This window comes from Bacillus sp. T2.9-1, assembly GCF_950097965.1.
Lineage (GTDB): Bacteria > Bacillota > Bacilli > Bacillales > Cytobacillaceae > Niallia > Niallia hominis.
Window position 1 is genome coordinate 20,606 of sequence record NZ_CATNHG010000078.1, and the last position, 12,911, is coordinate 33,516.

The following is a 12,911-nucleotide window of genomic DNA, read 5'->3' on the forward strand; positions in this document are numbered from 1 at the left end:
TAATCACGATGCCAAAAAATTTATTTTTTAATGCTCATCATTCTCCAATAGGAGCGTTCTCCAGCTTTACGCTAGGATTTCCTGGTGATGGTGGTGGATTAGATTTAGAATTAGGTCGTTCTCCAAAGCAAAATATTTATATTGGAGCTGAATCTTTAGATAATGAAGGGACATATGAAGCTTTTCCGTTCTTTGCATACCAAGCCGATGATGAAAGTAAGCGATATGATATTGAAAATATGGATCCAGATCCAGATAAGCCTAATATAATTTTTCCTATCTCTAAAGATAAAATAAAACGTAATTTTCAACTTGGAACAGATACATGGGAATCTGAGGATCTATCTTTTACTATTTACTCCCAAGTAGAAGGTGTTCCAGATCCAAAAGCTGCAGATGAAGAAGAATTGAAAAGTACTATTTTGCCAGCTGTACTTGCTGAATTGACAGTAGATAATACAAACGGAACAAGAAATAGACGCGCTTTTTTCGGCTATCAGGGGAGTGATCCTTATTCATCGATGCGAAGAGTCGATGATACAATGGATGGCTTTGCAGGTATTGGTCAAGGCAGATTGACTGCTATTGTATCCAACAATCCTGATGTAAAATCAGCAATGCACTTTAGTTTGGAAAATATTCTAACAACTCCTGAAGAAGAGAATTGGACATTTGGATTAGGACCTTTAGGAGCGCTTGTTATGGATGTCCCAGCAGGAGAAAAAAGAACATACCAATTTGCCATCTGTTTTTATAGAGGTGGGATTGTAACTGCAGGAATGGATACTTCTTATTACTATACAAACTTCTTTAATAATATCGAGTCAGTTGCTGAATATGCGCTTGGAAATTTTGATCTACTTGCAGACAGATCGAAAAATGCGAATGAAAAAATAACTAGTACAAATCATTTATCGGAAGATCAAAAATTTATGTTGATTCACTCGATTCGCAGCTATTATGGATCTACACAATTGTTAGATTATAATGGTGAACCCTTCTGGGTAGTGAATGAGGGGGAATATCGAATGATGAATACATTTGATTTAACGGTTGATCAAATTTTCTTTGAGCTAAGAATGAACCCATGGACAGTAAAAAATGAATTAGATATGTTTGTCCAACGATTTAGTTATCAAGATACTGTTCGTTTTCCCAATGATGATACAGAATATCCTGGTGGGATAAGTTTTACCCATGATATGGGTGTAGCAAATACAATTTCTCGTCCGCAATACTCATCCTATGAGTTGTATGGACTTGATGGTTGCTTCTCGCATATGACCCATGAACAGCTAGTAAACTGGGTGTTATGTGCTGCCCTTTATGTTCATCATACAGGCGATCAAAAATGGTTGGATGCAAATCTGGAGATAGTGGAACAATGTTTTAAAAGTATATTAAACAGAGACCATCCAGAACCTGATAAGCGTAATGGTTTAATGGGACTAGATTCTTCAAGGGTAATGGGCGGTGCGGAAATTACCACTTATGACAGTCTTGACGTGTCGTTAGGGCAAGCGCGAAACAATATTTATCTTGCGGGAAAAATATGGGCTTCCTATATTGCACTGGAAAAAATATTTACGGAAAATGAAAGAGAAGATTTAGCTAAGCTTGCAGGTGAGCAAGCAGAAACATGCGCAGCAACCATTGTCGAGCATGTTACCGAAGATGGGTATATTCCAGCTGTCATTGGAGAAGGAAATGACTCGAAAATTATCCCTGCAATAGAAGGACTGATTTTCCCATACTTTACAAATTGTAAAGATGCGTTAGATGAACATGGACGATATGGTGTCTATATTCAGGCATTAAAGACACATCTTGAAACAGTGTTAACAGAAGGTGTTTGTCTATTTGAGGATGGAGGATGGAAAATCTCCTCTACAAGTAATAATTCATGGCTAAGCAAAATTTACTTATGCCAATTTATCGCTCGAGAAATTCTAGACTGGGAATGGGATGAAAAAGGGGCAAAAGCAGATGCTGCACATGTAGAATGGCTAACACACCCTGAGTTATCCGTTTGGAGCTGGAGCGATCAAATAATAGCAGGTGAAATCGCAGGAAGTAAATACTATCCACGGGGAGTAACTAGCATCTTGTGGTTGGAGGAACAGCATTAAAAGTAACTATGGTGAAAAAAGCATTCCTAGAAAAAGGGGAATGGGAGCTTAAGTAGCCCCATTTCCTTTATTACAGTTATTTGCCAGAGAGATTTACTCTTAGTTTGCAAGAAAGATAAAAAAGATTAGGTAGAAAGTTAGCAGGAAAGAAGAAAGTAGAGGGGAATTGCATGTCAACAAAACCAATGGGAAAATTATATACAATCTGTGAATGGATTATGAAGCTGGCCTATATTAATTTACTATGGATTATGTTTCTGTTAAGTGGATTAATTGTATTCGGTTTTATGCCTGCGACAGTAGCTTTATTTACTGTTGTTCGAAAATGGTTTATGAAAGAAACCGAGATACCCATCTGGAAAACATTCTTCTCTGTCTATAAAAGTGAATTTATCAAAAGTAATGGTTTTGGCATGGTATTTGCAATGGCTGGAGCGATGTTGTATCTAGATTACTATCTAATTTTAAATCTAGAGGGAATAATCAGTATTATATCAACAAGTATCGTATTACTAATTTCTTGCTTGTATATTATTACACTTTTATTCTTCTTTCCTGTATATGTCCATTTTCAATTAAAATTCATCGAGTATTTTAAATATTCTTTTTTTCTAGGAATTTTAAATATCCATTTATTGATTCTAGTAATTCTTGGAGTAGCTGCAGATATTTTTCTATTAATTTATTTACCTGGTCTTCTACCATTTTTCAGTGGTGTTTCGATAGCTTGTATACTAATGTCAGGTGGTCTACTCATTTTTCAGCGATTGCCAAACCAGAAAACAAACAAGATCATCACGGAATAAGTAGAGTTTGAGACGAAATTTATCGTGAAAGAAAAATTTATAGAAAAACTTGTAAAAAAACAGTTTGTATATTGAATGAACGAACTTAATCATGGTATAATTTGATTAACTTGATGGGGGAGATAGAATGACGAATATTCAAAGAGTAATTGAAAAGTTAATCGAACCTGCAAGAAGATTTGAATCAACTACTGATATATTAGTAAAAGGTTCAGCTAATGTTGATGTTGAAGGAATTGTAATCGCATTCATGGTTACGCAAGAAGTATTAGAAAAAGCAATTTCTATTGGAGCAAATATGGTTATTACACATGAAGGTCCCTTTTATAGTCATGATAATTGGAAAGAGGCATATGCTGAAGATCCAATTTGTAATGCAAAACTCCAAGTAATAGAAGAAGCAAATATTAATATTTTTCGCTTTCATGATTACTTTCATCGCTACACTCCAGATGGAATTATGGTCGGTTTGATTCGAAAGCTTGAATGGGAGAAATATGTTGAAGAGAACCATCCTACTGCAACTATTTTAACCATTCCAAAGAAATCGGTTATGGAGATAGCAATGTATGTAAAGGAAAAGCTTGGCGCTCCTTTTGTTAAAGTTGTTGGTGATCAGTTAATGGAATGCATAAGAATCGGAGTGCTGGCAGGTTATCGAGGTGGAGGAGAATTAGTCATTCCTTTATTTCAGAATCAACACCTAGATTTAGTTATAGCAGGTGAAGGTCCAGAATGGGAAGCTCCAGAATATGTAAGGGACGCTATCCACCAAGGAGAAAAAAAGGCACTTATTATGATTGGTCATGCAGTTAGCGAAGAACCTGGAATGGAGTACCTCCAATCATTAGTTCAAGAATACTTTCCACATATTCCAGTTCATTACTTCAAAGAAAAGCCATTGTATCAAATTTATTAAATGTTTTAAGTAATAATAGTTTTTTTAGGTATACTACCATACTAGTATTTTTCTGAAAAATACAATCTTATCACTCTCAATCACTTCATTCAATTGTTTCATCTCAAATTTTCTATAACATTATATCCTTTTACATAATAGCATTTCATAATTTGTAACAGGACTTCTAAAATTCGTAAAAGTAAGCGCTTTATCAAGAAAGTGTATTTGCTTCATCTTCGTAAGATGAAGCTTTATAATAGTCAAATACTTCTTAAAGAATTTGTATATGACTAAAAAGTTACTAATACCTGAAATGGGGGGTCCTAATGGAAACTGAAGTAGTTCATTCACAGGTAAAGACTATTAGTAAGCCAAAAAGAAATAAATTTAAGACTTTGAAGATTGCTATACGAAAAGATTGGCAGCTTTATTCTTTGTTAATATTGCCAATCATCTATTTATTAATCTTTAAGTATGGTCCTATGTTTGGGAATGTTATCGCTTTCAGAAGGTATATGCCAGGCGGTAAGATTTATGGCGAGCAATGGGTCGGCTTGTATTATTTTCAAATGTTTATTGAAGATCCAGTTTTTTGGAATGTATTTAAAAATACATTTATTTTAGGTGGATTAACACTGCTATTTTGTTTTCCAATGCCGATTATTTTTGCTCTTCTTTTAAATGAAGTGAAGTCAAAAAAATTCAAAAAGTTTGTACAGACTGCTTCTTATTTACCGCATTTTTTATCTATCGTTATAATTGCTGGGATGGTTTTACAATTAACCGCATTAAACGGTTCGATCAATGCCATAGTAGAATTTTTCACAGGAGATAAAATAAGCTTTATTCAAAGTCCAGAATGGTTTAGGACCATTTATGTTACATCAGAAGTATGGCAAGGAATGGGATGGGGAGCCATTCTTTACTTGGCAGCCTTAACAACTATTGATGAATCCCTCTATGAAGCAGCGAAAATAGATGGTGCAAATCGTTGGAAACAAACACTGCATATTACGATTCCTGGTATCTTACCGACAATTGTTACCCTATTAATTCTAAACATAGGAAGCTTTCTAGCAGTTGGCTTTGAAAAAATCTTATTGATCTATAATCCTTTAACATATGAAACTTCCGATGTTCTTTCTACTTATCTATACCGGGTTGGTCTAGAGTCTAATAATTTCAGTTATGCTGCAGCTATTGGATTATTTGAATCTATCATTGGATTAATACTTGTTTTAACGGCTAATAGTATTTCAAGAAAACTTACAGAAAGAAGTTTATGGTAGGAGGGGAGACTAGATGAAAGAATCGAAGCAGTATAAAATTTTTAAGGTCTTTAATGTTTGTATTCTATTAGTAATCATTTTTTGTACGTTATATCCGTTCATAAATGTTGTGGCACAGTCATTTAGTAGTGAGTCCTATATTAATTCAGGACAGGTAAATTTATTGCCAAAAGGTTTTAATGTAGATACCTATCAAAAAGTTCTTAGTGATGATATGTTCTGGATAAATTATAAAAATACAGTTGTTTATACAATAGTGGGGACAATCATATCCATGTTTTTAACAACTATATTTGCATATGCACTTTCAAAAAGAAGATTGGTTGGCCGCAGGTTTTTAACAGTGTTTGCCGTTTTTACCATGTTCTTTAACGGAGGCTTGATTCCAAACTATGTATTAATCAATGCATTGGGCTTCGGTAATACGATGTGGGCAATTGTTATCCCTGGAGCAATTAGTATTTACAATATGCTAATAATGAAATCCTTTTTTGAAAATATGCCTGAAGAATTAGAAGAGGCAGCTTCTATTGATGGTTTAAACACATACGGTATTTTATTAAAAATAGTTTTGCCGCTAAGTAAAGCGGTAATTGCCACAATGGTATTATTCTATGCGGTTGCATATTGGAATTCTTGGTTTAGTGCTTTCATTTATTTAGATAAAAAAGAATTATTTCCAGTAACAATTTACTTAAGAAATATGATTGCAGGGGCAACAAGCGCTATGTCAGCAGGAGCAACGTCGGCAGACAACTTAACACAGATTTCCGCCAACATTAAAGCCGTAACAATGGTTTTAACCATTTTACCAATACTGTCTGTTTATCCATTTGTACAAAAATACTTTGTTTCTGGTGTCATGCTCGGCTCTGTTAAGTAGTAAAACAGGGTCGCTAGTAACTGGAATTCAGCGTAGTTATTTTTCGAAGAAGTGTTAACCATTTGCCATATCTTGAGAAAAAAACCTACGCTTTTCCTATATATATAAGGGGAGGAAATACCATGAAGAAAAGTTTAAAAAAGGTTGGGTTATTTCTAAGTTTATGTATGTTTGTACTTATTACAGCTGCGTGTTCTGATGATGATGCGGCAAGCACAGAAGTATCTACAAAAGGAGCTATGGAATCGTACTCGGTTGGAGACACATTTAAAGCTACAGAACCATTTGAATTACCAATCTTATATATGGAACAGTCTACATATCCATACGATAAAGATTGGCTACTATGGGATAAAATAACAGAAATTACGAATGTTACCTTAGAGCCAACAATCGTACCTTTGAGTGATTATACGCAAAAAAGAAGTTTGTTGATTAGTTCAGGTGAAGCACCATTATTAATTCCAAAAACATATCCTGGCGAAGAAACTGCGTTTGTTTCTTCAGGCGCTGCACTTCCGGTAAGCGATTACATTGATAAAATGCCTCATTTAAAAGATAAAATAGAAAAATGGAACCTAGAAGAAGAGATAGATACTTTACGACAACAGGATGGAAAGTTTTATGTCCTTCCAGGTTTGCATGAAGAAGTTTGGCCAGATTATACATTGATCGTTAGAACAGATGTCTTTGAAGAAAATAATATTGATATACCAACAACTTGGGATGAACTATATGTAGCAATGAAGAAGTTAAAAGAAATCTATCCAGACTCTATTCCGTTCTCCGATCGTTTTAAGTTTGATAGTACCCTAAATATTGCTGCAACAGGCTTTGGAACAAAGGCAGGATGGGGATTTGGAAATGGATTGTCTTATATAGAGGAACAAGATGAATTTGTTTATGCACCTACTACAGACGAATACAAAGAATTAGTAACTTATTTTCATAAACTAGTAGACGAAGGGCTGTTAGATGAAGAGAGTTTCACACAGACTGATGAACAGGCAACGCAAAAATTTGTAACTGGAAAGTCCTTTATTATCAATGGTAACTCACAAACTATTAATTTACACCGCACAGATATGGATAAAACATTAGGAAAAGGAAATTATTCTATTTCAAAAATAACCGTTCCTGGTGGTCCTGCAGGTCAATTAATGGCAGGTTCTCGATTAGAAAATGGTGTTATGATTTCTTCAAAAATAAAGGAAAGTGAATATTTTGAAGCAATTCTGCAGTTTGTTGACTGGTTATATTACAGTGATGAGGGTCAAGAATTCGCTAAATGGGGAGTGGAAGGAACAACATTTACAAAAGAAGATGGAGTAAGAACATTAACGGAAGACGTCACTTATAACGGTTTAAATCCAGAAGGAACAAAAGATTTACGTGTGGATTATGGATTCTCAAATGGGGTTTTTGCATATGGGGGAACAACAGACTTACTTCAATCTATGATGAGTGAAGAGGAAATTAAATTCCAAAACGATATGAAAGCAGTGAAAACAACAATTCCAGCAGAACCAATTATTCCGTATTCTGTAGAAGATAGAGAAAGAGCTACTTTACAAAGCACACCTTTAAAAGACTATACGACACAAAACACATTAAAGTTTATTTTAGGTACACGTGATTTAAGTGAATATGATGCTTTTATTAAGGAGCTAAAAAGTCAAGGGTTAGATCAATATGTAGAAACAGCAAATAAAACATACCAAGAATATAAGAAGAATAATAAATAATAGATGAAGAATTGATGAGGTATCCTATACCGACTAGCAATAAGGATACCTTATCCTATATATTTTTTCATTAGGACATTTCTTTATTCTGAAAGAAGGTGAAAGGCATGGAACATAAAAAAGAGTTTGGACAAGGGATCTTATTTACATTCAGCAATTACGTATATTGGATATTATTAACCAATATTTATTTTGTAGCAACAAATGCAATATTCATTTTTTTCTTTATGACATTAACACCAACGTTCTCTAATATCGGTTTGTATGTTCTTGCATTAATTCCATCTGGTCCTGCTATATCAGGATTACTTTATTCCATGGAGAAATTAGTGAGAACGAAGGAACTGTCACCCACTGCGGACTTTTTCTATGGCTATCGATCAAATTTAAAAGGCACGTTTTTCACCTGGACAATAATCCTTGCCGTATACTTTGTTTTACTCATCGATTTACAATACCTCCGAATAACAGTAACTCCAGTCAATCAAATGATTTTTATCGTATTGCTTGTACTTACTCTTATTTGGACAATGCTTAGTATCAATATGTTAATGATCAATGCAAGGTTTACTTTTCGGATAAGAGATTTAGTAAAGTTATCTGCCTTTTATCAGTTTACTAAATTTAAAGAAACGATAGGCAATATATTGATATTATTTTTAGTTGCTTTTGTAACAGTATTTACGACTGATTTTTTAGTGATTTTTATTGCAAGTTTGATTGCGATGGGGATGACATTTAATTCTAAGGCGATGTTAGGTCATATTGAAAGTAATTTTCTAAAGAAGACAGGAAACAGTGATACAAGTGTATAGGATTCATAATTCAAACGAAGGAGAATAAAAATGTTAACTACGCAAGGAGTGAGGGTTTCTTCAAGAGATTACTCCTATAATATTTTAAAAGAAAAAATTATGAGTTTGGAATTAGAACCAGGTACGAAGATATCTGAAAAAGAAATTGCAGATGAGCTTAATGTAAGCAGAACTCCTGTTAGAGAAGCATTTATGAAGCTAGCACAAGAGGAATTGCTTGATATTATCCCTCAATATGGAACGGTTGTATCAAGAATAAATTTAGAGCATGTAGAAGAAGGTCGCTTTATTAGAGAAATGGTGGAAAAGGAAATTGTTATACTGGTCAGTAAGGATTTTCCAGAAGTATTTCGTTTTCGATTAGAAAGTAATATTAGAATGCAAGAACTTTGTATGGAACAAAATAATTTTCAAAAAATATTTGAACTAGATGAGGAATTTCACCAATTATTATTTGCTGCCTGTCGAAAAGAACGAACATGGAATATGCTTCAGCTTCTAAATAGTCATTTTAAGCGATTACGACTCCTCAGATTTTCTAGTGATACAAATTGGGAAATAATCATTAATCAACATAAGTCCCTTTATCAACTTATTACGAATAAGGAAGGAGAAAAGGCAAGTGAAATAATGGAGAAACATCTTCGGCTAGCCTTTTTAGAACAGCATGTTTTAAAGGAAAAGTATCCAAATTACTTTATTGGCTAAAAAATATTTAAGCATTGTTTAGTAGGGAAAGAAAATTTCTATTTTATCTATTTAGATAGGTAGAGGATACATTTTCAAGGTGAAGATATGGATTATCCAAAGAAAAACCACTAACTGTTTTTTATTTCTTATATTCAGGTAAGGAGAGAGGGAGAGTGTTGATGAAAGTAATAGAAGAAGATTTTTTATTACAAAATGAATCTGCAATAATTCTATATCATGAATATAGTAAGTCCATGCCAATAATTGATTATCATTGCCACTTAAGTCCAAAAGAAATAGCAGAAAATAAATCCTTCGATAATATTAGTGAGCTATGGTTAGCAGGAGATCATTATAAATGGAGAGCAATGCGATACTTCGGAATAGAGGAGGACTATATAACTGGGAAGGCAAGTAATTATGAGAAGTTCCAAGCTTGGGCAAAAGTTCTTCCTTATTGCATAGGAAATCCTTTATATCATTGGTCCCAATTAGAATTAAAGCGATATTTTCAGATTGACACTGTATTGAATGAAGATACTTGCAATGAAATCTGGAATATTTGTAATGAGAAGCTTAAGCAAAAAGAATATACTGCCCAAGGATTTATTGCTAAATCTAATGTCGAAATGATTGGGACAACAGATGATCCTTTAGATGATTTAGAATATCACAGCATGATAAAGGAAAATTCTGAGATTAAAACAAAGGTTCTTCCTTCATTTCGACCTGATTCTTTACTTGAAATTAATCAAGAATCGTTCCTTTCTTATATAAGAAATTTGGGAAAGAAAACAAATACTAGCATTACAGATTACGAGGTTTTTCTAAAAGCGATTAGAAAACGTATTGATTATTTTCATCTAAAAGGATGTAGAATTGCTGATCATGGGTTGGAAGAATTGCCATATGAAGAATGCACGTTAGGAGAGGCAAGTCGCATTTTTCTAGCAAAGCTTGAAGGAGCAACCATTTCTAAACAAGAGGAAAATAAGTTTAAAACGTATACATTCCTATACCTTGGACAGTTATATTCTTCCTTAGGCTGGGTGATGCAACTGCATATTGGAGCAAAGAGAAATAATAATAATCGTATGCTTCAGTCATTGGGTGCTAATACAGGCTATGATTCCATTAATGATTTTACCTTAGCAAGACCGCTTAACCAATTTTTAAATAGCTTGGATAAAGATAATCAATTGCCAAAAACAATCCTATATTCGTTGAACCCTAATCATGGTCCAATCATTGCCTCAGCCGCAGGAAACTTTCAAGCAGCAGGGGTGAAGGGGAAAATACAAAGTGGAGCCGCATGGTGGTTTAATGATCATAAAGATGGAATGATAAATCAAATGAAAGATTTAGCCAATATAGGGATTTTGTCAACATTCATTGGAATGTTAACAGATTCGAGAAGTTTTTTATCCTACACCCGGCATGAGTATTTTAGAAGAATTCTTTGTAATATGCTAGGGAGCTGGATAGAAAATGGAGAGGTACCAAAAGATTATGATTTTATTGGAAAATTAGTTCAGGATATTTCCTATTTTAATGCAAAAAATTATTTTGAGATTAATAGAGATAATTGATAAAAAGAGATGACTTTCTAGGAGGAATCATAAGTGAAGGTAGCATTTAGATGGTTTGGTAGAGAAGATGATAGTGTTTCATTAGAGCATATTAGACAAATACCTGGAATAGATGGGGTAGTTGGAGCATTGTTTGATATTCCAGTTGGAGAGGTTTGGCCAGAAGATAGAATTATGGAGTTAAAGGAAGAAATCAATAGAAATGGTATGAGTTTAGAAGTTATTGAGAGTGTTAATATTCATGAAGACATTAAACTTGGACTTCCATCAAGAGAAAAATATATTGAAAATTATAAACAAACGATTCGTAATCTAGCAAAAGCTGGAGTGAAGGTTATCTGCTATAATTTTATGCCGATTTTTGATTGGACGCGTTCAGATCTAGCAAAGGAACTTCCTGATGGGTCGACTGTTTTAGCATATGAAAAGGGGAAAATAGAATCGATTGAACCAATGGCTTTAACTGAGCAAATGGAGAACTTATCAAATGGATACTCATTGCCAGGGTGGGAACCGGAAAGACTTAAATCCATTAAGTATCTATTTCAATTATATAAAAATGTAACAGAAGAAGATCTATTTAACCATCTTCAGTATTTCTTAGAACAAATCATTCCAGTTGCAGAAGAATGTGATATAAAAATGGCTATCCACCCAGATGATCCGCCATGGTCTGTTTTTGGTTTGCCTAGGATCGTTCATTCAAAGGTAAATTTAGACAAAATTATTAAGTTAGTAGATAGTCCATCTAATGGTTTAACAATATGCTCGGGTTCTTTAGGAGCAAATCCTAATAATGATATTCCTGATATATTACGACATTTTTTGAAAAAAGAACGTGTACCTTTTGTGCATATTCGGAATATCAAAATTGCAGAAAATGGAGATTTCGAGGAAACATCCCATAGAAGTACGGAAAATGGCACGGTTGATTTATATGAAATAGTTAAGACGCTACATGATTATGAATTTAAAGGTTATTTCAGACCAGATCACGGTAGAATGATTTGGGGAGAAAAGGCAAGACCTGGTTATGGTCTTTATGATCGAGCTTTAGGAATAATGTATATATTAGGAATTTGGGATAGTTTAGAAAAAGGCGAAGGAATCAAACAGAAAGGGGAAGACAAAAATGTTGCCTTTAATTGAAAATCTATCAGGGAAAGTTGCAGTTATTACTGGCGGTGGAGGAGTACTATGTAGTTGTATGGCAAAGGAGTTAGCTAGACAAGGTGTAAAAGTAGCACTGCTTAATCGTACGTATGAAAAAGCTCAAAAGGTAGCAGAAGAAATAAATATCGCAGGTGGAACAGCTATTGCAGTTGCGTGTGATGTAGTCGATGTCCATAGTGTAAAAGAAGCAGAGAAAATTGTATACGAAACTTTTGGGAACTGTGACATTTTAATTAATGGAGCGGGAGGAAATCATCCAAAGGGGGTTACATCAGAGGAAATTCTTCGTATGGAAGATTTAGATAAAGAAGGGATTACGAGTTTCTTCGATTTAACAATTGAGGGATTTTCATTTGTATTTAATCTAAATATTATCGGAACATTAATTCCTACACAAATATTTTCTAAGCAAATGCTTGGAAAAAGTGGGACTGTCATAAATATCTCTTCTATGAGCGCGCCAAGTCCAATGACAAAAGTACCTGCCTATAGTGCAGCAAAAGCGGGGATTGAAAATTTTACCAAATGGCTTGCTGTTCATATGGCTGAAACCGGTATCAGAGTAAATGCTATTGCTCCTGGCTTCTTTCTTACGAAGCAAAATGAAGGGTTGCTCAAAAACTCTGATGGCACTTATACAGACCGTACGAAAAAAATACTGGCACATACACCAGTAAGAAGATTAGGAAGACCAGAGGATTTATTGGGCACCTTATTGTGGCTAGTTAATGAAGAAACAAGTGGTTTTGTTACCGGAATCAGCGTTCCAGTTGATGGAGGGTTTATGGCTTACTCAGGAGTTTAACTGCTGAAGCTCTTAAAACAATATTTCCTGGGGAATTTCGACATTTACAAAAGATTGAAACTATCCTGAAGAGTAAAAATAAAATG

The 12,911-nt window shown here is 34.2% G+C and carries 11 protein-coding genes; all 11 read left to right on the plus strand.

Annotated features, from left to right (window positions below; all coding sequences use genetic code 11):
* Positions 1–8: 8 nt before the first annotated feature.
* The 11 genes from QQZ16_RS07710 to QQZ16_RS07760 all read left to right on the plus strand — a co-directional run bounded on the left by QQZ16_RS07710 (position 9) and on the right by QQZ16_RS07760 (position 12,825).
* Entirely contained in the window at positions 9–2,129 is a 2,121-nt protein-coding gene (locus tag QQZ16_RS07710) for a glycoside hydrolase family 52 protein (RefSeq protein WP_284561249.1), read from the plus strand.
* Between the two features lie 170 nt (positions 2,130–2,299).
* Complete coding sequence (locus tag QQZ16_RS07715; protein ID WP_284561250.1) at positions 2,300–2,935, plus strand: YesL family protein; 636 nt, start codon at positions 2,300–2,302, stop codon at positions 2,933–2,935.
* Positions 2,936–3,062: 127 nt separating this feature from the next.
* Entirely contained in the window at positions 3,063–3,854 is a 792-nt protein-coding gene (locus QQZ16_RS07720) for a Nif3-like dinuclear metal center hexameric protein (RefSeq protein ID WP_284561251.1), read from the plus strand.
* 308 nt (positions 3,855–4,162) lie between these two features.
* Positions 4,163–5,125: an ABC transporter permease gene (locus QQZ16_RS07725; RefSeq protein ID WP_031534882.1), complete on the plus strand. Its 963-nt coding sequence runs from the start codon at positions 4,163–4,165 to the stop codon at positions 5,123–5,125.
* Positions 5,126–5,138: 13 nt separating this feature from the next.
* Complete coding sequence (locus tag QQZ16_RS07730) at positions 5,139–6,008, plus strand: carbohydrate ABC transporter permease (protein ID WP_031534880.1); 870 nt, start codon at positions 5,139–5,141, stop codon at positions 6,006–6,008.
* A 122-nt stretch (positions 6,009–6,130) separates the two neighbouring features.
* On the plus strand, positions 6,131–7,753 hold the full coding sequence (locus QQZ16_RS07735) for an ABC transporter substrate-binding protein (RefSeq protein WP_235251683.1): 1,623 nt from the start codon (positions 6,131–6,133) through the stop codon (positions 7,751–7,753).
* A 107-nt stretch (positions 7,754–7,860) separates the two neighbouring features.
* Complete coding sequence (locus tag QQZ16_RS07740) at positions 7,861–8,568, plus strand: DUF624 domain-containing protein (RefSeq protein ID WP_284561252.1); 708 nt, start codon at positions 7,861–7,863, stop codon at positions 8,566–8,568.
* A 30-nt stretch (positions 8,569–8,598) separates the two neighbouring features.
* On the plus strand, positions 8,599–9,276 hold the full coding sequence (locus QQZ16_RS07745; protein ID WP_284561253.1) for a GntR family transcriptional regulator: 678 nt from the start codon (positions 8,599–8,601) through the stop codon (positions 9,274–9,276).
* 158 nt (positions 9,277–9,434) lie between these two features.
* Positions 9,435–10,847 carry a glucuronate isomerase gene (uxaC, locus tag QQZ16_RS07750; RefSeq protein WP_235252677.1) on the plus strand — a complete coding sequence of 471 codons (1,413 nt, stop codon included), beginning with the start codon at positions 9,435–9,437 and terminating at the stop codon, positions 10,845–10,847.
* Positions 10,848–10,880: 33 nt separating this feature from the next.
* Positions 10,881–11,996 (plus strand): mannonate dehydratase, encoded by a 1,116-nt coding sequence (uxuA, locus tag QQZ16_RS07755; RefSeq protein ID WP_235252676.1) that lies wholly within the window; start codon positions 10,881–10,883, stop codon positions 11,994–11,996.
* Positions 11,980–12,825 carry an SDR family oxidoreductase gene (locus QQZ16_RS07760; RefSeq protein ID WP_235252675.1) on the plus strand — a complete coding sequence of 282 codons (846 nt, stop codon included), beginning with the start codon at positions 11,980–11,982 and terminating at the stop codon, positions 12,823–12,825. The genes uxuA and QQZ16_RS07760 overlap by 17 nt, the downstream gene beginning before the upstream one ends.
* The last annotated feature ends 86 nt before the right edge of the window (positions 12,826–12,911 follow it).

What these genes read in the sequence shown, in the direction of transcription:
- QQZ16_RS07725 (WP_031534882.1), top strand. Translation starts at nt 4,163, where the DNA reads ATGGAAACTGAAGTAGTTCATTCACAGGTAAAGACTATTAGTAAGCCA.
- QQZ16_RS07740 (WP_284561252.1), top strand. Translation starts at nt 7,861, where the DNA reads ATGGAACATAAAAAAGAGTTTGGACAAGGGATCTTATTTACATTCAGC.
- QQZ16_RS07715 (WP_284561250.1), top strand. Translation starts at nt 2,300, where the DNA reads ATGTCAACAAAACCAATGGGAAAATTATATACAATCTGTGAATGGATT.
- QQZ16_RS07745 (WP_284561253.1), top strand. Translation starts at nt 8,599, where the DNA reads ATGTTAACTACGCAAGGAGTGAGGGTTTCTTCAAGAGATTACTCCTAT.
- QQZ16_RS07720 (WP_284561251.1), top strand. Translation starts at nt 3,063, where the DNA reads ATGACGAATATTCAAAGAGTAATTGAAAAGTTAATCGAACCTGCAAGA.
- QQZ16_RS07760 (WP_235252675.1), top strand. Translation starts at nt 11,980, where the DNA reads ATGTTGCCTTTAATTGAAAATCTATCAGGGAAAGTTGCAGTTATTACT.
- QQZ16_RS07730 (WP_031534880.1), top strand. Translation starts at nt 5,139, where the DNA reads ATGAAAGAATCGAAGCAGTATAAAATTTTTAAGGTCTTTAATGTTTGT.
- QQZ16_RS07735 (WP_235251683.1), top strand. Translation starts at nt 6,131, where the DNA reads ATGAAGAAAAGTTTAAAAAAGGTTGGGTTATTTCTAAGTTTATGTATG.
- QQZ16_RS07710 (WP_284561249.1), top strand. Translation starts at nt 9, where the DNA reads ATGCCAAAAAATTTATTTTTTAATGCTCATCATTCTCCAATAGGAGCG.